At 64.4% G+C, this 20708-nt stretch carries 20 protein-coding genes and 1 riboswitch; of the genes, 11 read left to right on the top strand and 9 right to left on the bottom strand.

From position 1 onward, the window contains the following. A complete protein-coding gene (locus tag CVS28_RS03830; RefSeq protein ID WP_133159040.1) occupies positions 1-1086 on the bottom strand; it encodes a DUF8189 domain-containing protein in 1086 nt (361 codons plus the stop codon). Between the two features lie 90 nt (positions 1087-1176). After that, complete coding sequence (locus CVS28_RS19585; protein ID WP_165788057.1) at positions 1177-1326, bottom strand: hypothetical protein; 150 nt, start codon at positions 1324-1326, stop codon at positions 1177-1179. A 136-nt stretch (positions 1327-1462) separates the two neighbouring features. On the opposite strand from CVS28_RS19585, the gene CVS28_RS03835 reads away from it, so the two are divergent. Next, positions 1463-1738, top strand: coding sequence for a hypothetical protein (locus tag CVS28_RS03835; RefSeq protein WP_103480703.1), 276 nt, complete (start codon positions 1463-1465; stop codon positions 1736-1738). A gap of 147 nt (positions 1739-1885) precedes the next feature. Here the strand turns inward: CVS28_RS03835 and CVS28_RS03840 are convergent, their stop codons facing one another. Both CVS28_RS03840 and CVS28_RS03845 read right to left on the bottom strand, forming a co-directional pair. Beyond that, positions 1886-2776 (bottom strand): YhjD/YihY/BrkB family envelope integrity protein, encoded by an 891-nt coding sequence (locus CVS28_RS03840; protein WP_103464177.1) that lies wholly within the window; start codon positions 2774-2776, stop codon positions 1886-1888. Between the two features lie 71 nt (positions 2777-2847). Continuing rightward, positions 2848-3555: a potassium channel family protein gene (locus CVS28_RS03845; protein ID WP_165788058.1), complete on the bottom strand. Its 708-nt coding sequence runs from the start codon at positions 3553-3555 to the stop codon at positions 2848-2850. Positions 3556-3734: 179 nt separating this feature from the next. Here CVS28_RS03845 and CVS28_RS03850 point away from each other — a divergent pair, with 179 nt between their 5' ends. From CVS28_RS03850 to CVS28_RS03865, 4 genes are all read left to right on the top strand, one after another. Beyond that, positions 3735-4859 (top strand): AI-2E family transporter, encoded by a 1125-nt coding sequence (locus CVS28_RS03850; protein WP_103464175.1) that lies wholly within the window; start codon positions 3735-3737, stop codon positions 4857-4859. 145 nt (positions 4860-5004) lie between these two features. Beyond that, the gene (locus CVS28_RS03855) at positions 5005-5505 is read left to right on the top strand and encodes a LysM peptidoglycan-binding domain-containing protein (RefSeq protein ID WP_133159041.1); all 501 of its coding nucleotides are present in this window, start codon (positions 5005-5007) and stop codon (positions 5503-5505) included. 56 nt (positions 5506-5561) lie between these two features. After that, entirely contained in the window at positions 5562-6641 is a 1080-nt protein-coding gene (locus CVS28_RS03860; protein WP_243399683.1) for a M4 family metallopeptidase, read from the top strand. Next, complete coding sequence (locus CVS28_RS03865) at positions 6638-6961, top strand: protealysin inhibitor emfourin (RefSeq protein ID WP_103464172.1); 324 nt, start codon at positions 6638-6640, stop codon at positions 6959-6961. Before CVS28_RS03860 ends, CVS28_RS03865 begins: the two co-directional genes overlap by 4 nt. A 116-nt stretch (positions 6962-7077) precedes the next feature. Here CVS28_RS03865 and CVS28_RS03870 read toward each other — a convergent pair whose 3' ends face one another. Together CVS28_RS03870 and glyA are read right to left on the bottom strand one after the other, a co-directional pair. Next, positions 7078-7962: a bifunctional methylenetetrahydrofolate dehydrogenase/methenyltetrahydrofolate cyclohydrolase gene (locus CVS28_RS03870; RefSeq protein ID WP_243399684.1), complete on the bottom strand. Its 885-nt coding sequence runs from the start codon at positions 7960-7962 to the stop codon at positions 7078-7080. Then, positions 7956-9242 (bottom strand): serine hydroxymethyltransferase, encoded by a 1287-nt coding sequence (gene glyA, locus CVS28_RS03875; protein WP_103464170.1) that lies wholly within the window; start codon positions 9240-9242, stop codon positions 7956-7958. Before glyA ends, CVS28_RS03870 begins: the two co-directional genes overlap by 7 nt. Before the next feature lie 178 nt (positions 9243-9420). Then, positions 9421-9509: riboswitch (ZMP/ZTP riboswitch) on the bottom strand. A gap of 49 nt (positions 9510-9558) precedes the next feature. Here glyA and purU point away from each other — a divergent pair. The 5 genes from purU to CVS28_RS03900 all read left to right on the top strand — a co-directional run bounded on the left by purU (position 9559) and on the right by CVS28_RS03900 (position 15474). After that, the gene (gene purU / locus CVS28_RS03880; protein ID WP_103464414.1) at positions 9559-10419 is read left to right on the top strand and encodes a formyltetrahydrofolate deformylase; all 861 of its coding nucleotides are present in this window, start codon (positions 9559-9561) and stop codon (positions 10417-10419) included. A gap of 122 nt (positions 10420-10541) precedes the next feature. Continuing rightward, the gene (locus tag CVS28_RS03885; protein WP_074711615.1) at positions 10542-11300 is read left to right on the top strand and encodes a LamB/YcsF family protein; all 759 of its coding nucleotides are present in this window, start codon (positions 10542-10544) and stop codon (positions 11298-11300) included. After that, entirely contained in the window at positions 11297-12994 is a 1698-nt protein-coding gene (locus CVS28_RS03890; protein WP_103464169.1) for a 5-oxoprolinase subunit B/C family protein, read from the top strand. Before CVS28_RS03885 ends, CVS28_RS03890 begins: the two co-directional genes overlap by 4 nt. After that, a complete protein-coding gene (locus CVS28_RS03895; RefSeq protein ID WP_103480704.1) occupies positions 12994-14733 on the top strand; it encodes an acetyl/propionyl/methylcrotonyl-CoA carboxylase subunit alpha in 1740 nt (579 codons plus the stop codon). Before CVS28_RS03890 ends, CVS28_RS03895 begins: the two co-directional genes overlap by 1 nt. A 60-nt stretch (positions 14734-14793) precedes the next feature. Next, positions 14794-15474, top strand: coding sequence for a GntR family transcriptional regulator (locus CVS28_RS03900; protein WP_103464167.1), 681 nt, complete (start codon positions 14794-14796; stop codon positions 15472-15474). A 14-nt stretch (positions 15475-15488) separates the two neighbouring features. Here CVS28_RS03900 and CVS28_RS03905 read toward each other — a convergent pair whose 3' ends face one another. Both CVS28_RS03905 and CVS28_RS03910 read right to left on the bottom strand, forming a co-directional pair. After that, positions 15489-16301: a putative hydro-lyase gene (locus CVS28_RS03905; protein WP_103480705.1), complete on the bottom strand. Its 813-nt coding sequence runs from the start codon at positions 16299-16301 to the stop codon at positions 15489-15491. A 14-nt stretch (positions 16302-16315) separates the two neighbouring features. Further along, positions 16316-17536 (bottom strand): NRAMP family divalent metal transporter, encoded by a 1221-nt coding sequence (locus CVS28_RS03910; protein ID WP_243400023.1) that lies wholly within the window; start codon positions 17534-17536, stop codon positions 16316-16318. Positions 17537-18039: 503 nt separating this feature from the next. Between CVS28_RS03910 and CVS28_RS03920 the strand changes: the two genes are divergently transcribed. Next, the gene (locus tag CVS28_RS03920) at positions 18040-19026 is read left to right on the top strand and encodes an aldo/keto reductase (protein WP_103480707.1); all 987 of its coding nucleotides are present in this window, start codon (positions 18040-18042) and stop codon (positions 19024-19026) included. A gap of 30 nt (positions 19027-19056) precedes the next feature. Here CVS28_RS03920 and CVS28_RS03925 read toward each other — a convergent pair whose 3' ends face one another. Continuing rightward, a complete protein-coding gene (locus tag CVS28_RS03925; protein WP_243399686.1) occupies positions 19057-20706 on the bottom strand; it encodes a flavin monoamine oxidase family protein in 1650 nt (549 codons plus the stop codon). Between the last annotated feature and the right edge of the window lie 2 nt (positions 20707-20708).

A 20708-nucleotide genomic window follows, 5' to 3' on the forward strand; every position in this document is an offset into this window, starting at 1 on the left:
CTAGATGTTCACTGTCAGGGCGCTGGCGTCCAACGTCACGCGTTCGGCGTCGATCAAATCCGGTGGCGGGTTGGTGATGTTCCACGTGCCACCGTCCATCATGAGCCTGTCCCAGGGCGTGACGTGTCGCAGGCCCAGCACATGACCCACCTCATGCCCAAGGGTCCAGCTGCTGGCGGTCGAGGCCACGGCACAGCTGGGGCGGCCGGCGGGAAATGCTGCACACCCGTTGGAGGGCGGATTGGTGGTGCGAACAAAATACACGGCCACATGGTTGGCACCCACATTGTCCCGGTTGCCGTACAGCACATTCTGCTCGGCGGTGGTGACACCCATGTCGCAGACGCCAACGTCCAGGTCAGTCAGCAGCGGCAGGTTCAGGTTCTGGGTCGAACCGACCACAACGTTGATTCCCCGGCTGGTATAGACGTCCCGCATGGACTGGACCATTTGGTCCACCGTGAAGCTTGTGGGCGGCGTGAGAATCTTCAGGTGCAGCACCACCGTGGGAACAAGCGTCCACGCCTTGGACCACACGTTCCCGTCCGTGCCGCGGACGAACACGTGCTCGTGGTTCCCGCCCATGGTGTCTGCCGCCGGCTCCGAAGCCAGCACCCCGCCGTCGTTGTGGCGTTCCCAGGCATGCCACTGTCCGCCCCAATACGCTTTCTGCCACAAGGCACCGTCAGCGCCGCGAACGTAAATGTTGCACACGGAATCATCCCGCGACACAATCGCCGGCCCGGCAATGAAACCTCCGGCCGGGGCGCCAAGGTTGAACCAGCCACTCCACCCGGCAGTGCTGGTCCAGAACTTTTGCCACACATTCCCGTCCGTGCCGCGGGTGAAAACATGCTCGTGGTTCTCACCCATCGAGCCCGCAGCAGGCTCCGAGGCCAGCACCGCGCCGTCGTTGTGGCGGCCCCAGGCATGCCACTGCCCGCCCCAATACGCTTTCTGCCACAAAGCACCGTCAGTGCCGCGAACATAAATGTTGCACACGGAATCATTCCGCGACACAATCGCGGGCCCGGCAACGAACCCACCCGCCGGGGCGCCATGATTAAACCAGCCACTCCACGTCATTTGACCCTCCCGAAAATCCTCAGCGCCTGTCCGCAAAAGCTCCGGCGCAATCCCACGCCTTCGCTATTGCGGTCAGGGCCAGTGTGGGACTTACCGCGTTACTGGCGCGTTACCGGCGGGAAAGTCGCCGCGGCCAGCAACGTTGGCCAAGCGCGAAATGGGGCGGCCGTGGCCCTCGCCGTCCAGTGGGGGTAGCATGGCTGACATGATGACTCGGGCTGCTGCATCGTTTCTGGCCACTGGCGCCCTCCTGGCGGCACTGCTCACTGCGGGATGCAGTACGGCCGCACCGACAGCCGGACCTACCGCTGGAACGACCGCTGGAACGACAGCTGTTTGTTCGGCGGTCGACTCGCTCAGGACGTCCGTCTCGGCTGTGACGACCGTAGACCTCTCCCAGGGCGCTCTGACGGAGCTGCAGAACAACCTCACCCAGGTGAAGTCGGACGTAGCCAGGCTCAAGGTCGACGCCAAGGACGAGTTCGCCACCCAGATCGACGCCGTCGAGCAGGCTTCTGCCTCGGTCAGTTCAAGTATCGACACGGCCAAGACCTCGCCGTCGGTGCAGGCAATCGCCGATGTCGGCACAGGTGTCCGGGCGTTGCGTACCTCCCTGACGGCGCTGAATGATGCCGTGAAGGGCACCTGCTAAGCACCTGGCTCACCGTTGCTCTTGGTGCCGGTCTGGCGTTCACCAACGTGGAGGGTGCGGAATCACCGCAGCCGTCCGAAGCTCCTCGCACAACGATCAGAGAGCCCTTCACGCCAGTCCCGCAACATGATGGCGGTGCTGCCGAGCTCAGCCGTCGTCGCTGTGCGGCTGCACGCTGAGCGGATGGTCGCTGTGCGGATTCACGCTGCTCAAGACACCGTACTCCACCGTAAGTACGTGCCCGGCGGTCACAGCGATGACGACCACGCACATAATGACAAAGAGCCATCCGACGTAGGCGATGGTGATGCCGAGGGCACCGAATTGCTCTGCCGATGATGTCAGGGCGATCGGCAGGTAGATCCGGCCCACTTCGCCGACTATCGCAAGTCCGATGCCGCAGAGAACCGCACCAGGCAACAATGACCGGAATGAGACGGTCCGGTTTAGGACGATCCATCCGGCGAGAAGCCACACACCGGTCCACAGCACGAACACAACCAAACCCCGGACTGCGACAAAGCCACCGTCCGTCTGGATGGCTGACCGGGTGAACCGGAGTACGACTAGTCCCAGAAGGATGGTCGCGATCACCGCGAACGGTCGCCACGCGGCACGGAACCCACTCTTTCCTTTCGACCAAACCCGGGAGTAGAACCGTTCGAGTGCTCGCGAGAATGCGGTGGCCGAGACGATCAGGAGCAGGATGCCGAACCATCCAAGTGCACTGAAAACATCCGACGCGGCCGGGACGACTTTCTCCAGGACGCTGGCTGCGGAGCCGTTGAGCCCCAAGTAGTTGGACAGGCCCGCTCCGATCGGTTTCGCGTCTCCCTCGCGGAGGGCTGCGACGACGATCACGAGCGGGAGTATCGAAGTGAATGCTTGTGCAGCGAGCGTCATCGCTCGGTCGAACACTTCGATCTCGACGAGCGCGTTCGCGATGCGCAGGACGAAGCGGCCGATTGCCGTCGCACCAAGCCACGTGCCTATCCTGGACCGGGCGGTGTCCGAGTTCTCCTGCTGTTCCATTGTCATGGGAGGTTCTCCTTTTGCTCGCGTCGGGTCAGCATGGCGTGGACGGTGCGTCGGACATTGTCTTCCTCGCCTCAGGTCTCAGCGGACGACGTGGTTGGCGGATCGACTTGCGAGGCTAGGTGCTGCTGGCGAGCACGGCCGATCCGCTCGTTCAATAGGGAGACGATGGTGGCGCTTGCCGTGCCAATGATCGCCACACCGCCGGCCATCAGGACCACCCCCAGCGTCCTGCCGATCACGGTGACCGGACTGAAGTCCCCGTAGCCCACGGTCGTGACCGTGACACACGCCCACCAAATCGCGTCGCCGAAACTGACGATCGTCGCGTCGGGTGTATTGCGTTCAACGGCGAGTACACCGAGCGCGATCACATACACGAACAAAATCGTGTAGGCCAGGGCTGCGACTACCATCCGCGAACGGATCGAGTCACCATTCGCATTGCTAAACCACGGGATCCGGGACAGGTACTTCAGCAGTGTGAACGGCCGCACCCACGGGATGAACGCGGATGCCGTATCGGCAGGGTGAGTGCGGATGAACTCGGACCGCTGACCCCGCGGTGTGAGGGATACCCGCACGAGAAGATCGATGATGTACGCCGCCCACACAATACTGAGCGCCGCGATCACAACGACCCGCCACATCACGGCCATCTGGGGCACGAGGATGAGCACGGAATAGGCCAGTAGGAAGAATGCCGAACCGAACAACAACGGATTCCGGGTCCGGCCCTCCCACCGCTGCCGTCGGGATGCGTCCTCGTCGTTGGATGTCACCACAGCACCTCCATCTCGAGCATCCTCGCCCAGATCTACGCGTACCCGCAATACAACACCCATTATGCGCCGAACATTAGCCAGGCGCCTCACCCGATTCCTACTATTCCTACAGCAGGACGCATCGGTCGCAAGGGTGGGCACTGGTTTCCCAGCAGGCTCGGGAGTAAGTTGACGCCATGAGCACACTCCAGCAAAAGGCCCGGCGCCGCACACTCCAGCGGAAGGCCCGGCACCGCGAACACCGCGAAACGGGTACCAGCGCATTCGCGAACCACCCATTCCGTTGGGCGTTCACCGCAACGCTCGGCGTGCTGGCAGCCTTGGTGATGGCCGCCGCGATCGCCGGCATCGGGACGGTCGTGTTCTCTGTGTTCGCCGCCGCGTTCATCACGCTCGGCCTGGACCCGCTGGTGCGTTGGTTTCAACGTCGTGGCCTGAAACGCGGTGTCGCGATACTCACCGTCAATTTACTCTTCATCCTGGTCATCGTCGGCCTGCTCTGGCTGGTCCTGCCGCTCGTCATCAACCAGGCTGTCGCTTTTGTGCGAGGACTGCCGGCGATGCTCGCGGACCTGCACGCCCAGGAGTGGTTCCAGGAGGCGTCTTCGGGCAGTGGCGGACTGCTGGCGAACATTTACTCCGCCGTCGTCGATTTCCTCACCAACCCGGCCACCTGGACCGGGATCGGCGGGGGTCTCCTTCAGTTTGGCGTCGCCGTGGTCGGCGCAACGTCGACGGCGATGTTCGTCTTTATCCTGACGATCTACTTCACCGGCACACTGGATTCCTCCAAAGCAGCGATCTATTCGCTGGTCTCGGCGTCGCACCGCGAACGTATCGTCGAACTGGCTGAACGGATCATGCAGAACATTGGCCGGTATCTCAGCGGCATGGTCGTACTGGCGTTCCTCAATGCGTCCTTTAGCCTGATCGTGCTGACGCTGGTCGGCAACAAGTTCGCGCTTGTCATCTCGGTCGCCGCGTTCTTCATCACCCTCATCCCGCTCATCGGCACGGTGCTGACCACGGCGTTCATGTCGATCCTTACCCTGTTCGTGTCGCCGACTGCTGCGCTGATCGTGCTGATTGCCATGCTCATCTACATGCAGCTCGAAGCCTACATTTTCACTCCGAAGGTGATGAGCAAAGCAGTGCAAGTTCCCGGGTCCATCGTGCTCATCGCCGCGCTCGCCGGCGGGACCCTTGCCGGCCTGCCCGGAGCGCTTGTCGCCATCCCCGCAGCCGCCGGAATCCTCCTGATCCTCAAAGAGGTGACCATCCCCGCCAAGGCGCGCAGCTGACATCTCTCGGGGCAAATGCCTGAGCACGTGGTACCGCACGTCAAGATGTGCACGCAATGATTCGTGTGTGGGGTGCTTGGAAGGAGACCTTGCCCCGGGCCACGATCAGGCGCATCATGGTGGAAACGGCTCTGAGGAGGACACCATGGTTGCTCCACGTTTGATTGAGATTCGCCAGCCGCGCCACAATGACGTGATTGGCAAGGCGTTTGTGATTGCCGGCTTCGGCACCGGTTTTGAGGCAGTGGTTCTGTGGAAAGTTCTGGACAATGCCGGGCACACCCTGGGCAGCGGCAATATCCACGGGGCCGGCTCCATGGGCGTCATCCACGACTTCGGCAATGTGGTGACGCTGGGAAACACCCCTGCCCGGGGCGCCCACGTGACACTGCAAGTGTTTGGTGATGACCCCTCCGGCATCCACCCGCCCGGCCCCGATCTGAACCTTGTCCGCGTCACCTTGTTCACGGCACTGGCGGGCTTCAAACTCTATGAGGTCAAGAGCGGGGATAATCTCACCAAGATCGCCGCGCAACAAGGGCAGAACACCACGGCAACCGACATCTTTGACGCCAACAGGGACACCATCGTCAATCCCAACCTGATCTTCCCCGGGCAGATTTTCCGCGTCCCGCTGCTCAGCTGAGCAGCGTCTTGGTCAGCACTGAAATTTCCACCACCACAGGAAGACGAGGCAAGGACATGTCTAGAGTTCATGGGCGAGCCCATTGCAGCATTGCCCCGCCGGATATGCTGGGCCGCTTGGCCGTCGACGGCACCCCCAAACAACGCGAGGCAGCTGTCCGAGCCCTGGCCACCTCCGCCGCCATCCGCTCCCAACGAGCCGTGATGGGCCGGCTCAATCGCCAACTCAACCTGAATATCGGGCAAATGGTGGGCTTCGCCGTCACACCGCAACGGCGCCTGACCATCTACGACAACAAGACCAATGGCCGGACTTTCCTGCCAGGAGTGCGGGCCCGCGACTGGGGCCAGCCGCCGGTGGAAGATGCTGCGGTCAACCAGGCCTACGACGGCAGTAGCGCTACCTACGAATTCTACCGGGACGTGTACAAGCGCAACTCCCTTGACGGGGTCGGGCTGGAGCTGGTTTCATCCGTGCACTACGGTGTTGGGTTCGACAACGCTTTCTGGGACGGCTCCCAAATGGTTTACGGCGACGGCAGTGGCCGAATCTTCCAGATTGGCGGGCTGACCCGGTCGCTGGATGTCATAGCCCATGAACTGACCCACGGCATCACCGAACTGACTGCAGGCCTGGTCTACAGTAAACAGTCCGGGGCCTTGAATGAATCTTTCTCCGACGTGTTTGGTTCCCTCGTCAAGCAATACAGCCTGAAGCAGTCTGCCGCCGAGGCAGATTGGATGATCGGGGAAGGAATCCTGGTTCCAGCCTTGGGGGCAGCCCTGCGCTCCATGATGAATCCCGGCACCGCCTACTCCGGCGACCGGCAGCCCGGCCACATGGACGACTACGTGGATCTGCCGGACAACAATGACCCCCGCAACGACAACGGCGGGGTGCACATCAACTCGGGCATCCCCAACCATGCCTTCGCCCTGGCGGCCACGGCCTTGGGCGGCAAATCATGGGAGAAGGCCGGAAAGATTTGGTACAAAGTATTGACCACCCGGCTGCGCCCCAACTCGCAATTCGACGAGGCCGCCCAGGCCACCGTGGACGTTGCCGGGTCCCTGTTTAGTTCCACGGAGCAGGACATCGTCCACAACGCATGGAAAGAGGTCGGTGTCCGTACATGAAGCTGACGATTCGCAGGGGCGGCGGGCTGGCCGGCATGGTGACCCAGACCGAACTTGACGCCCAAACGTTGCCGAAACCCGCTGCGCAGGACTTTGCCGGGGCGGTGGCCCGCGCCCATCTGGCGTCCCAGCCTGCGGTGCAGCCAACAGCGCCGCCTGCCCGCAACTGGCCCGATGCCCTGCTCTATGACATCTCCTTGGAGGAGACCGGCCCACCGGTCAGCGTCCGCTACACCGATGAAACCCTGCCCGAAAACGTGCGCAAACTGGTGGCGTGGGTGGATGGGCGCCCCGAACGGGTCGAATCGATCGAACCCTAGGAACGTGGCGGGCCCAGTCAGCCGCCGCGCCTGTCCCCGCTTTTCGCGCCCGTCCGGACGGGCGCGAAAAGCGGGGACGGGCGCGCTGGCCCACCCACGTTTCGGGGACGCAAGCGCTAGGCGCGCTCTGCCGCCTCAACCACGTTGGCCAGCAGCATGGCCCGGGTCATGGGTCCAACGCCGCCCGGGTTCGGGGAGATCCAGCTGGCAACCTCTGCCGCTGCGGGCTCCACGTCACCGGTGACAACAGCTTTGCCGTTGCCGTCATCCACGCGGCTCACGCCAACATCCAGGACAATGACACCGGGCTTGAGATCCGCGGCCTTAATCATGTGCGGCACGCCTGCGGCAGCCACAACGACGTCGGCCTGGCGCAGTTCAGCGGCCAGATCCTTGGTCCCGGTGTGGGCAAGAACCACTGTGGCATTGATGTCGCGGCGCGTCAGCAGCAGGCCCATGGGCCGGCCAATGGTCACACCACGGCCCACCACCACAACGCGCTTGCCAGCCAAAGTGATGCCGTGGCGTTCCAGCAACACGATGCAGCCCTTGGGGGTGCACGGCAGCGGGGACGTCATGGGCCGGTTCACATTGGCCACCAGGCGGCCCAAGTTCATCGGATGCAGGCCGTCAGCGTCCTTGTCCGGGTCAATGGCTTCAAGCACCACGTCCTGGTCAATGTGCGCAGGCAGGGGCAGCTGCACAATGTAACCGGTGCAGGCAGGGTCCTCATTGAGCTGGCGGACGGCTGCCAGGACTTCATCCTGGGTGGCCGTCTCGGGCAGATCGATGCGGATGGAGTTGATGCCTACTTCGGCACAATCCTTGTGCTTACCGCCCACGTACCACTGGGAGCCCGGATCCGAGCCAACCAAAATGGTGCCCAGGCCCGGGGTGACGCCGCGGGCCGCGAGGGCGGCCACACGTTCGGTCAACTCGGCTTTGATGGCCGCGGCTGTGGCCTTGCCATCAAGGATTTGAGCAGTCATGCGATTTACCATTCTTCCTGGCCGGGGTAGAGCGGGAAGTTCGCGGCAAGTGCCTTCACGCGGGCGCTGAGGGCGTCAACATCTGCGCCACCCTTCAGTGCTGCTGCGATGATTTCGGCAACTTCGGTGAACTCCGGTGCACCGAAGCCACGCGTGGCCAGGGCCGGGGTGCCGATGCGCAGGCCGGAGGTGATCATCGGCGGGCGGGGGTCGAACGGGACGGCGTTGCGGTTCACGGTGATGCCAACGCTGTGCAGGAGGTCTTCAGCCTGCTGGCCGTCCAGCACGGAGTTGCGCAGGTCAACCAGAACCAGGTGAACATCCGTGCCACCGGTGAGCACAGACACGCCGGCTGCGGCAACGTCGGGAGCGTTCAAACGCTCGGCAATGATCTTGGCGCCTTCGAGCACACGGGCCTGGCGTTCCTTGAACTCTTCACCGGCGGCAATCTTGAAAGCAACTGCCTTGGCGGCGATGACGTGCATGAGCGGTCCGCCCTGCTGTCCCGGGAAGACGGCGGAGTTGAGCTTCTTGGCCCACTCCTTCTTGGCCAGGATCACGCCGGAGCGCGGGCCTGAGAGGGTCTTGTGCACCGTGGAGGTGACCACGTCGGAGTAGGGCACCGGGCTCGGGTGCAGGCCTGCTGCAACCAAACCAGCAAAGTGGGCCATGTCCGTCCAGAGCAGGGCGCCAACCTCATCGGCGATGGAGCGGAAAGCTGCAAAGTCCAGCTGACGCGGGTAAGCGGACCAGCCGGCGATGATGACCTGGGGCTTCTCGGCGATGGCCTGCTCGCGCAGCTTGTCCATGTCGATGCGGAAGGTGTCGGGCTCAACTTCGTAGGCGGCAACCTCATACAGCTTGCCGGAGAAGTTCAGCTTCATGCCGTGGGTCAGGTGTCCACCATGGGCCAAGGACAGGCCCATGATCTTATCGCCGGGCTTGATCATGGCGGCAAGGGCGGCGGCGTTGGCCTGGGCACCGGAGTGCGGCTGAACGTTGGCGTATTCGGCACCGAAGAGGTCCTTGACGCGTTCGATAGCCAGGTTTTCAGCCACGTCCACGTACTCGCAGCCACCGTAGTAACGGCGGCCCGGGTAGCCTTCGGCGTACTTGTTGGTCAGTACTGAGCCCTGGGCTTCAAGTACTGCGCGGGGGGCGAAGTTTTCGGATGCAATCATTTCCAGCGTGTCGCGCTGGCGGCCAAGCTCGTCCTTGAGGACGGCTGCAATTTCCGGGTCCAGCTCGGAGAGCGGGGCGTTGGTCACGGACTGGGTGGGGCTAAAAGACACTACAGACTCCTGAGTAGGCAGCACGAAAAAACTCTTCTAGGAAAGATTATCGCTAATGCGTTGGTGGCCGTATTTGAACTTAATCTTGGCAGGTAACTTTGCCGTGCGCCCTGAGGCTTCGCGAAAAAGCGTGCACCAAGATTACTGACGGCCAACCACGCGCATTGGCTTTACTTGACCTCGCGTCCCAGGCGTACGATCTTAAGGTCTTCTCTTCGTGCTGCTCCCCGGTGGTGTCCCACCTCATCGCCAGTCGCAACACCCCAATTGTAGTACAGGGGCACATTTGGGCGGTAACGTTGAACGGGTGACTGAATTGAACTCTCCCCATTCCCCCGCCGGATATGTCCTGACACTTTCCTGCGCGGACCAGCCAGGCATTGTCCACGCCGTCTCCGGATCCCTGCTGGAAGCCGGTTGCAACATCACCGATTCCCACCAGTACGGCAATCCGGACACCGGCTCGTTCTTCATGCGCGTTGCCGTGGAAACCACCACCTCCTTCAGCCGCCTGCGTGAGCACCTGGAATCGGTTGCAGAAACCTTCAGCCTGAACTGGCAGCTGCACCGCGCCGGCGCACCCGTGCGCACCTTGATCCTGGCATCCAAGGCGGCGCACTGCATCAACGACCTGCTGTTCCTGCAGCGTTCAGGCACCCTGCCCATCGAGATTCCGGCCATTGTCTCCAACCACAGGGACCTTGAGCCGTTGGCCCAGTTCTACGGCATCCCGTTCTACTACATCCCCGTTACGCCCGATACGAAGGCCGACGCCGAAGCAGCCCTGCTGGAACTCATTGCCGAGCACAACGTGGAGCTGGTGGTCCTGGCCCGCTACATGCAGGTCCTCTCCGATGACCTCTGCCAACACCTGGCCGGTAAGGCCATCAACATCCACCATTCCTTCCTACCCTCCTTCAAGGGCGCGAAGCCGTACCACCAGGCCCACGCCCGCGGCGTGAAGATCATTGGCGCCACGGCCCACTACGTCACGGCCGTCCTGGATGAGGGTCCCATCATTGAGCAGGAAGTGATCCGCGTGGATCACGGCCACTCGGTGGAGAATTTTGTCTCCGTGGGCCGCGCCGTTGAAGCTCGCACCCTGGCCCAGGCGGTGCAGTGGCACGCCGAGCACCGGGTACTGCTAGATGGCCACAGGACAGTCGTCTTCGACTAGCCCCGTTCTGCGGTGCTCGGGTGCGGGGAAACGAACACCCTCACCCGGCACCGGAAGATTGTTGAACAATCTCGTTAAGTAGTGCATCCTTAGAGGAACACCTAACGAGACGGGGATCACACATGCCTTTCATTGACCTAAATTCTGACGTTGGCGAGTCCTTCGGTAACTGGACCATGGGCGACGATGAGGCAATCTTCACTTCCGTCTCCAGCGCCAATGTCGCCTGCGGATTCCATGCCGGGGATCCCAGCACCATCGCCGCGACGTGCCGCGCTGCGGTCGCGGCAGGGGTCACCGTTGGAGCCCACGTGGGCTACCGCGACCTGGCCGGATTTGGCCGCCGGTTCCTGGACTGCTCCCCCACCGAGCTTGCCGACGACGTGCTCTACCAGCTGGGCGCGCTCTCCGCCATGGCCCGGGCGGCCGGGACCACCATCAAATATGTGAAGCCACACGGCGCCCTCTACAACACGATCGTCCATCATGAGGGGCACGCCCAGGCCGTGGTCGACGCCGTGAAGGCGTTCGGCACGGATCTTCCCCTGCTCCTGCTGCCGGGCTCGCTCGCCCTGGCCCGTGCCGAGGCCGCCGGCCTGCGGGCCGTGGCCGAGGCTTTCGCCGACCGCAACTACACCCCGGAGGGGACCCTCGTCTCTCGTCGCGAGGCCAACGCCGTGCTCCACGATCCTGTACAGGTTGCCGCCAACATGGTCCGGTTGGCGACGGAGGGGACCATCACGGCCATTGACGGGAGCATCATCGCGATGCCGGCCGAAAGCATCTGCGTCCACGGCGACACGGCAGGCGCCGTGGCCATGGCAGCAGCCGTGCGCGCCGGCCTCGAGGCCGCGGGCGTGCAGATCACGAGCTTTGCATGAGCGTCACCGCCACCCATTTTGCCGGCACCCGCGCCATTTTGGTGGAACTCTCAGACCTTCAGGCGGTACTGGCACTGGCCGCCCGGCTGGACGAAGCACCCCTGCCGGGCCAGCTCGACGTCCTTGCCGCAGCAGGCACCGTCCTGGTCAAGTTCGACTCCCGGTCCGCAGCCAAGACCGCAGCGGCAACCATCGGGTCCTTGTCCTTGGGCAGCGCCCCCGCGAACACCGGCAAGCTTGTTGAGATCCCCGTCCACTACGACGGCGCCGACCTCGCCGACGTCGCCCATCTCACGGGTCTGAGCACTGAAGCGGTCATTGCCGCCCACACAGGCCAGCTCTGGCAGGCCGCGTTCGGCGGCTTCGCCCCAGGCTTCGCCTACTTGAGCGGCGAGAACCGGTCCTTGTCCGTGCCGCGCCGGGCAACCCCGCGCACCAACGTGCCTGCCGGCGCCGTGGCCCTGGCCGGCGACTATTCGGCAATCTACCCACGTAAATCGCCCGGCGGCTGGCAGCTGATCGGGCACAGCGACGCACTCCTGTGGTCCCTGACGCGCGAGAGCCCGGCGCTCATCCGCCCCATGGACCGGGTCCGCTTTGTCCCGGCCCGGCCCAGCCTGAGCCTGCGGCACGACTCCGCCGCCGGCACCGCCGTGGACGACTCGCTGGTACCGGCAGTCGCCGCCCCAGCTGTGACAGACGCAGCTCCGGCCGGCGGACTGGCCATCGTCTCGCCGGGGTTGCAGTCACTCATCCAGGACCTGGGCCGTCCCGGCCTGGGCGGGCTCGGCGTGTCCGCGGCAGGCGCCGTCGACCCGTCCGCGGCCCGTGCAGCCAACCGGCTGGTCGGCAACCAGCGCGGTGACGCCGTCGTCGAAAACCTCATGGGTTCCTTGATTCTGCGGGCCGCCACCGATCAGGTCCTGGCCGTCACAGGCGCCCGCGTGGAACTGACAGTCAGCTCCGACGAGCACCCGGCACGGCACCCCGCCCAAAACGCTCCTTTTGCCCTGCTGGCGGGAGAAACCTTGGAGCTCTCCCCCGCCCTGACCGGGCTGCGCTGCTATGTGGGCGTGCGCGGCGGCGTCGCTGGGCCGCTGGTTCTGGGCAGCCGTTCAAGCGATGTCCTGTCAGGCATCGGGCCCCTGCCCCTGGCCGCCGGGGACACCATTGTGGTGGGGACAGTATCCGGCATGCACGTGGTCGGCGCCCCGGAGCCCAGCACCCTGCCCGAGCTGCCCGGTGACGGCGTCACCAGCCTGCGCTTCACAGCCGGCCCCCGGGAGGACTGGTTTGGCCCGGCCGGGCTTGCCTCGCTGTCAGCGCAGTCCTGGCGGGTCAGCACCGAGTCGAACAGGATAGGCGTCCGGCTGGGGCTGGACGACGGGGGCACGGCCCTGACACGCATCCGCGAGGGCGAGCTGGCCAGTGAAGGGGTGGTCTGGGGCGCGTTGCAGGTCCCGCCGTCGGGCCTGCCCGTGCTGTTCCTGGCCGACCACCCGGTCACCGGCGGCTATCCGGTCATTGGCGTGGTGGTGCCGGAAGACCTGCCGGCGGCGGCGCAGCTGACTCCGGGGTCGCGGGTCCGCTTCATCATGGTTGACCCCGACACTCTGGCGCCACAGCCCACACGCCCGTCCAATCTTGCCCGCCTTGGCGACTGCCTTGCGGGCCACCAGCAAGGAAGTCACTGATGCAAAAAGTTTTGATTGCCAACCGCGGCGAGATCGCCGTGCGCGTGGCGCGGGCTTGTGCCGATGCCGGCATGGCCTCCGTGGCCGTATATTCCGAACCGGACGCCGATGCGCTGCATGTGCGCCGGGCCGATGAGGCCTACGCCCTGGGCGGGCGGGCCAGCGCGGACACCTACCTGAACATTGACAAACTGATCGGCATTGCGCTCCGGTCCGGGGCCGACGCCGTCCACCCGGGCTACGGCTTCCTGTCCGAGAACGCGGACTTTGCTCAGGCCGTCCTGGACGCAGGATTGACCTGGATCGGCCCCCCGCCTGAGGCAATCCGCCAGCTGGGCAACAAAGTCACCGCCCGGGACATCGCCGTCCGCGCGGGCGCCCCGCTGGTGCCTGGCAGCGACGGCCCCGTCGGCTCCGGCGCCGAGGTGCGGGCCTTTGCCGAAAAACATGGCCTGCCGGTGGCCATCAAGGCAGCCTTTGGCGGGGGCGGGCGCGGCTTGAAAATTGCGCACAGCTTCGAGGAGATCGACGAAGCCTTCGAATCGGCTGTCCGGGAGGCCACCGCCGCGTTTGGGCGTGGCGAGTGCTTTGTGGAGCGCTTCCTGGAGCGGCCCCGCCATGTGGAGGCCCAAGTCCTGGCCGACCGGCACGGAAACGTGGTGGTGGTGGGAACCCGCGACTGCTCGCTGCAGCGCCGGCACCAAAAACTCGTTGAGGAGGCCCCCGCGCCGTTTCTGACGGACGAACAACGCGCCAGCATCCACGCCTCGGCGAAAGCCATCTGCCTGGCCGCGGGATACGAGGGCGCCGGCACCGTGGAATACCTGGTGGCCGGCGACGGCACTGTCTCCTTCCTGGAAGTGAACACCCGCCTGCAGGTCGAGCACACCATCACCGAGGAAACCACGGGTGTGGACCTGGTCCGGGAGCAGTTCCGCATCGCCGCCGGGGAACCCCTGGCCTTCACCGCGGACCCGGAGCCGCGCGGTCATGCCTTTGAGTTCCGGCTCAACGCCGAGGACCCGGCCCGCGGCTTCCTGCCCGGCCCCGGCACCATCACCGCTTTCGAAGCACCGACAGGTTCGGGGCTCCGTGTCGACTCCGGGGTGCGCAGCGGTTCAGTGGTGCCCGGCGACTATGACTCCCTCTTGGCGAAATTGATTGTGCACGGCGCCGACCGCGCCCAGGCCTTGCGCCGGGCCAAGGTGGCGTTGGATGAGATGGTCATTGCCGGCCTGCCCACGGTACTGCCGTTCCACCGTGCTGTGGTCCGCGATCCCGCATTCACCCAGGAAGGGTCCTTCGGCGTTTACACCACCTGGATCGAATCTGAGTTCGCGGCAACGCTGGCCGCCTCAGCAGAAATCGCCCGCGCCGAGCCGGGTGCCGACCGGGAGGAAATCACCATCGATGTGGACGGCGTGGCCCTGCGAATCGGCTTGCCGGCACAGCTGCTCGCGTCCTTGCGCGGCGGCGGAGGCGTGGCTGCCGCGGCTGCAGCGCCTGATGCCGGGAGCGTCGCTGATGCCGCCACACTGACAGCGCCCATGAACGGCAGCCTGGTCAAGTGGCTGGTCGACGACGGCGCCACCGTCGCCGCCGGTGACCCTGTAGTGGTTCTGGAGGCCATGAAAATGGAAACCACCGTCTCGGCGCACCGCGGCGGGACGCTGCTACACGGGGCGTTCGCATCCGGATCCGTAGTGGTCCAAGGCGACGTGGTGGGCCGGATCAACTGACACCGCCACGTGGCCGCGATTCTGGCACAGCCACCCCGGCCCGTTGGGTAGATTGGAGCCATGCCCATGAATGCTGCCCTCGATGACCTGTCCCGGCTTGACCCGGCTGCCCACGCACACACCGGCGAATGGGTGGCTGCGGTGTTGCGTGCCCGGATTGCGGACGGGAAACTGCTGCCGGGCAGCAAACTCTCCGAACTGGCTCTGGCGTCACTGCTGGGTGTCTCGCGCAACACCCTGCGCGAGGCATTTACCGTGTTGGCCGGTGAAATGATCATCACCCGGATCCCCAACCGCGGCGTCTTTGTCGCCTCCCCGGGCCGGGAGGAGATCCGTGAGATTTACCGGGTCCGGCGCATGCTGGAACCCGCCGCGGTCCTGTGGGGTCCCGAGCTCGACGTCGACGCCCTAGCCGACGTTGTTGCCGATGCCCGCGAAGCCCTGTCCCGCGGTTCAGTGGCAGAGATGGCCAGCGCCAACCAACGCTTCCATGAGGAACTGATCCGTGGCACGGGAAGCCACGGACTGGCGGAGATCATGGCGCGGGTGCTGGCCCAGATGCGCTTGGTGTTCCATGCCATGAGCGGTGCCCCTGACTTTCACAGCCACTACGTTGAGCTCAATGCGGACCTGGTGCGGCTCTTGGTCGCCGGGGAGCGGGCCGAAGCGGCCGAAACCTTGCGCCGATACTTGGACCGGGCCGAGGCTGAACTGCTCGGGCACCTGCCCGACTCCCCCTAAGCCACCAGGACCCGCTACGGGACCTGGTAGTGGGTGTCTCTGGCGTCGGTGATCAGCATGTGGCCCGGCGCGTGGCCAATGGCCAGGGCGGGCCGGGACTCCATGATGGCCGCCTGTGGCGTGACCCCGCACGCCCAGAATACCGGGATGTGTCCCGCCGGGATCGCCACCGGGTCCCCGAAGTCCGGACGGCCCAGATCCGTGATGCCCAGTTCGGCCGGATTGCCCACGTGCACGGGGGCTCCATGCACGGCCGGGTAGCGTGAGGTGATCCGGACGGCGTCGGCAACTTGGGAAGCCGGCACGGGGCGCATCGAAACAACCAGCGGCCCGGACATGGAACCGGCCGGCGTGCAGCGGATATTTGAGCGGTACATGGGCACATTGACGCCCTGGTCTATGTGGGCAATGTTGATGCCGCCGTCCTGCAGGGCCGCCTCAAAGGTGAAGCTGCAACCTACGATGAACGTGACCAGGTCATCACGCCAGTACTGGGCAATATTCGCCACCTCGGCGGTCTTAATGCCGTTTTCATAAACCGTGTACAGGGGCACATCGGTGCGGATGTCGCCTCCGGCCAACAGCGGCCCGGTGGTCTCGCCGGCGTCGAGCACGCCCAGAATGGGGCACGGTTTGGGGTTGCGCTGGGCAAAGAGGAGCACATCGAAGGCCAGCGCCTGGGGCACGATGATCAGATTGGCCTGGGCAAATCCCCTCGACCAGCCGGCTGTGGGGGTGATGACGCCCTCGCGGAAGAGCCGGCGGGCGGCGTCCGGGCGGAGCTGGCCGGGATCGTCAGGCAGGGCGCCGTGCGTTTTCGTTGTCATGGTCAGCCGATTCCTCAGGAGGTCCAGAGGCGGGCCAGGCCTGAGAGCGACTGCCAGCCAAGGAACAATGTCAGCAGCCAGGTCGCGGCACCCACTATCAGCAACCATTTCGGGTACACGTAGCCGTGGAGCAGGTCCCGGCGGCGCCACGCAACCCAGAGCAGCAGCGCAAAGCCCACGGGCAGGATCAGGCCGTTGAACGCACCGGCGAAGATCAGGAGCTTTTGCGGGGCCTGGCCGATCAGCCCGTACGCAATGGAACAGACAACAATGAAGGCGACGGTGAGCAAATTGCGCTTGCGTTCGGAGGTGGTGGACTTGGTGATGAAGGACACCGAGGTGAAGGAGGCGCCCACCACGGATGTCAGCGATGCCGCCCAGAGCACAACGCCGAACATCCGCATGCCGATCTCGCCTGCCGCGGCGCCGAAGGCTTCCGCCGCCATGTTGCTGCTGGTCAGTGTGACTCCGCCGGCCACCACACCAAAGATGGCCAGGAACAGCAGGACCCGCATGATGCCGGTGACAATGACACCCAGCACGGAAATGCGGGTGATGTCCTTGACGTGGGCTACGCCGGTGGCGCCGGAGTCGAGCATGCGGTGTGCCCCGGCGTAGGTGATGTACCCGCCCACGGTGCCGCCGATCAAGGTGGTGATGATCAGAAAGTCAATCTTGTCCGGCAGAACGGTGTTCTTCAGCGCTTCACCGACCGGCGGGGCGGCGACGATGGCCACATAAAGCATGAGCAGGATCATGATGGCGCCCAGCAGGACCACAATTCTATCAAGCGCCATGCCGGCCCTTTTGGACAGGAAGATCAGGATCGCAACGGCGGCCGAGAGCAGGCCGCCAATCTTGGGGTCCAGCCCCAACATGGCATTGATGCCCAAGCCTGTGCCGGCAATATTGCCGATGTTGAACACCATGCCGCCAGCAAAGACCAGGATGGCCAGGAACCAGCCCGCCCCAGGCAGGACTTTGTTGCCCAATTCCTGGGCCCGCAGACCGGAGACCCCCACTACGCGCCACACGTTGAGCTGGACGGCGATGTCCACCAGGATGGAAACGAGGATTGCAAAAGCAAACGCCGCACCCAGCTGGACGGTGAAGACGGTGGTCTGGGTGATGAACCCCGGCCCGATGGCGCTGGTGGCCATCAGGAACATGGCACCCAGCAGGGCCGTGCGCTTCGATGGGGTAATCATTTTTGGCTTGGTGCCCGGGGTGGCCATGGTTCCATCCATCCAGATTGGGTGACCGGAGTCACAGGAAGTATCCCAAGGAACACTACAGGTTGTTGAACAATTTAGGCAAGGCATTGTTGAACAATTCCGTAAATTTGGGCCAATGTCTCCGCCCATGCGCACTGCTGAGACCGAACGATCACTTTGCACATGCGCACTGCTGAGACCAGCCGTAGTGCCAGTGTCAAAGCTGCGCCCCGCTGGCTGCTGGCGATGCGCATAGCCAAACCATCACTTTGCTCATGCGCACTGCTGAGACCAGCCGTAGCGCCAGTGTCAAAGCTGCGCCCCGCTGGCAGCTGGCGATGCGCATAGCCAACCATCACTTTGCTCATGCGCACTGCGGAGACCGAACGATGCGCATAGCCAAACATCACTTTGCTCATGCGCACCGCTGAGACCAGCCGTAGCGCCAGTGTCACAGCTGCGCACCGCTGGCAGCTGGCGATGCGCATAGCCAAGGCGGCAGCCGAAGTGGCTAGGCTGGGGCCATGCAAACTCATGTGTTGGGCAAAACGAATCGCACTGTGTCCGCCGTCGGGCTGGGCACTTGGCAGCTGGGTGCCGACTGGGGCGACGTCAGCGAAGCCGACGCCTTGGCTGTCCTGGCCGCATCAGCAGACGCGGGTGTGACATTTTTCGACACCGCCGATGTTTATGGCGATGGCCGCAGCGAACAAGTCATTGGCAAATTCTTGCGCGACCACGGCACCGGCATTACCGTCGCCACGAAAATGGGCCGCCGCCTGGAACAAATGCCGGAAAACTATGTGCTGGATAATTTCCGTGCCTGGACCGAGCGCTCCCGCAGAAACCTCGGCGTGGAAACGCTGGACTTGGTCCAATTGCACTGCCCACCCACGGCCGTCGTCACCTCGGATGAGGTCTATGACGCCCTAGACACGCTGGTTGCCGAGGGCGCCATCGCCAACTACGGGCTGAGCGTGGAGACCTGCGATCAGGCCCTTGCGGCGATCACGCGGCCCAACGTGGCCACAATCCAGATCATCATCAACGCGTTCCGGCTCAAACCGTTGGATGCGGTGCTGCCAGCAGCACTGGAGGCCGGGGTTGGCATTATTGCCCGCGTCCCGCTCGCCAGTGGCCTGCTCACAGGCAAATACACCCCCGCCACCACGTTTCCGGACAACGATCACCGAAACTACAACCGCGACGGCAGCCACTTTGACGTTGGCGAGACATTCTCCGGCGTCGACTACGCCGTGGGGCTTCAGGCCGCCGAACGCTTTGCCCGGCTCGCCAAGGATTTGGACGGGCCGACGACGGCGCAGGCCGCCCTTGCCTGGGTGGCCCAATGTGACGGCGTCAGCACCGTCATCCCCGGCGCCCGGTCCACCGCCCAAGCCAGGGCCAATGCGGCCGCCGGGACCCTGGGTGGCCTCAGTGCGGATTTCAACCAGGGAGTCCGAGACCTTTACAACGAGCTGCTGCGCACGGACATCCACCCCCGCTGGTAGGGCCCGGCGGCGCCCAGTCCAGGGACATGCTCAGTCCAGGGACATCGGCCCGATCTCGGCCAGCAGCTCCCCCGGGCCGGGATTTTCCGGTGCCGAGCTGCCGCCCAGGTGCTTCACCACACCCCACACGGCGTTCAGCGCGGTGGTGACGGCGCCGTCGGCCCATCCCGCCGTCCAGGAGACGTCGTCGCCGGCCAGGAAGATGCCCCGCTGGCTTTCGGGCAGCTCCGCCTGGTCAAAATGCGTGAACAGCCGCTGCTGGTAACGGTAGTGGCCGGGCAGGTTGGCCTTGAACGCACCCATGAAGTTCGGGTCAGCCTCCCAGGACACCGTAATGGGCGCCCCCACAATGTGTGAGGCAATGTCCACGTTCGGGTAGATCTGGGCCAGCGAGTGCAGCATCAGCTCCACCCGCTCCTCAGCCGAGAGCGAGAGCCACTTCAGCGCGTCGTCGTTCCAGGTGTAGGAAAGCAGGATGACGGCGGGCGCATCGGGGCCGTTGTCCAGCAGGTAGGTGGCACGGTTGAGCCGGTCGGTCAGGGTCATGGACATGACCTCACGGCCCGTCTCCGGATCAATATCCTTCCAGAACGGCCTGTCCACCATGACAAAGGTCTTGGAGGACTGCATGTAGTGCGAACGTTCAATGGCCGTCCACATGGGCGCGGCAAACAGCGATTCCTCCGTATTGATGCGGGTGGAGAGCAGCCACGACTGGCAGGTGCTGATCACGACGGGGAAACGGTGCGTCTTGCCCCAGCGCTCGGTAATTTCCAGCGAGCCGTCCTCCGCACGGGCAATCTTGGCCACACCACCGCGCGGGGATCCGGCGTGCAGCGACTTCAGCGAGGTCCCTTCAGGCCAGTGCTCCATGCCCGACGGCGCGTCCTCCCACAGTTCCTCGGGGAGCCTTTGCGCGCCGCCGGCGATGCTGCGGTGGCCGTCGTCGGCGTCGGTGTAGACCACCCGGAGGATCTCCAGGATCGAGTTGGGGAAGTCGGTGTCCCATCCGCCCGTACCGAAGCCCACCTGTCCAAAGGCCTCGCGGTGGCCGAAGCCGGCCTTTTTGAAGGCTTCGCTGGCGGCAATGAAACCGTAGAAGGTTTGCTCATCCAGGGCTGGCACCAGGGCGTTCCAGATTTCCTTGATGGTTTTGGTGTCCCGCACCCGGATGGCTTCTTGCATCTGGGCGAACGCGGCGCCGTCATTCACTGAAGCTCGCCAAGCCCGGGCCACTTCGTGGAAGAACTCCGGGAGGTCCGCCTCGGTGACGGCATAGTGGGATTCGCCGGTCAGTTCAATGACCGTGCTGGAGGTTGCCCCGGAGAGCGGGTTGGGGAACTCGTCAGTGCCAAGTCCCATCTGGTCCACATAGTGGTAGAAGGCGCGTCCGGAGACCGGGAAGCGCATCCCGCCCAGGTCCGCGGTAACTTCCGGCGCCCCCGGGAAACTGGCTGTGCGCAACCGTCCGCCGATTTGTTCGGGTTCAAAAATGACGGGCTTGAGCCCCATCTTCATGAGTTCGTAGGCGGCCACCAGACCGGACAGCCCGGCCCCGATAATGGCAACCTCGGTACCGTGGACCTGCGCCGGGACGCTGCCCAAGCCGGCGGGGTGCGCCAGGTAGTGGTCGTAGCTGAACGGGAAATCAGGGTTGAGCATGGTGATTGCGTCAGTCATGG

It is taken from the genome of Arthrobacter glacialis (assembly GCF_002909415.1).
Taxonomy (GTDB): domain Bacteria; phylum Actinomycetota; class Actinomycetes; order Actinomycetales; family Micrococcaceae; genus Specibacter; species Specibacter glacialis.

Coding starts and splice junctions, on each gene's coding strand:
- CVS28_RS03890 (WP_103464169.1), top strand. CDS start 11,297: ATGAGCGTCACCGCCACCCATTTTGCCGGCACCCGCGCCATTTTGGTG.
- CVS28_RS03910 (WP_243400023.1), bottom strand. CDS start 17,536: ATGGCCACCCCGGGCACCAAGCCAAAAATGATTACCCCATCGAAGCGC.
- CVS28_RS03905 (WP_103480705.1), bottom strand. CDS start 16,301: ATGACAACGAAAACGCACGGCGCCCTGCCTGACGATCCCGGCCAGCTC.
- CVS28_RS03860 (WP_243399683.1), top strand. CDS start 5,562: ATGTCTAGAGTTCATGGGCGAGCCCATTGCAGCATTGCCCCGCCGGAT.
- CVS28_RS03920 (WP_103480707.1), top strand. CDS start 18,040: ATGCAAACTCATGTGTTGGGCAAAACGAATCGCACTGTGTCCGCCGTC.
- CVS28_RS03895 (WP_103480704.1), top strand. CDS start 12,994: ATGCAAAAAGTTTTGATTGCCAACCGCGGCGAGATCGCCGTGCGCGTG.
- CVS28_RS03870 (WP_243399684.1), bottom strand. CDS start 7,962: ATGGTAAATCGCATGACTGCTCAAATCCTTGATGGCAAGGCCACAGCC.
- CVS28_RS03865 (WP_103464172.1), top strand. CDS start 6,638: ATGAAGCTGACGATTCGCAGGGGCGGCGGGCTGGCCGGCATGGTGACC.
- CVS28_RS03885 (WP_074711615.1), top strand. CDS start 10,542: ATGCCTTTCATTGACCTAAATTCTGACGTTGGCGAGTCCTTCGGTAAC.
- CVS28_RS03925 (WP_243399686.1), bottom strand. CDS start 20,706: ATGACTGACGCAATCACCATGCTCAACCCTGATTTCCCGTTCAGCTAC.
- CVS28_RS03855 (WP_133159041.1), top strand. CDS start 5,005: ATGGTTGCTCCACGTTTGATTGAGATTCGCCAGCCGCGCCACAATGAC.
- CVS28_RS03850 (WP_103464175.1), top strand. CDS start 3,735: ATGAGCACACTCCAGCAAAAGGCCCGGCGCCGCACACTCCAGCGGAAG.
- CVS28_RS03840 (WP_103464177.1), bottom strand. CDS start 2,776: ATGACAATGGAACAGCAGGAGAACTCGGACACCGCCCGGTCCAGGATA.
- CVS28_RS03900 (WP_103464167.1), top strand. CDS start 14,794: ATGCCCATGAATGCTGCCCTCGATGACCTGTCCCGGCTTGACCCGGCT.
- CVS28_RS03830 (WP_133159040.1), bottom strand. CDS start 1,086: ATGACGTGGAGTGGCTGGTTTAATCATGGCGCCCCGGCGGGTGGGTTC.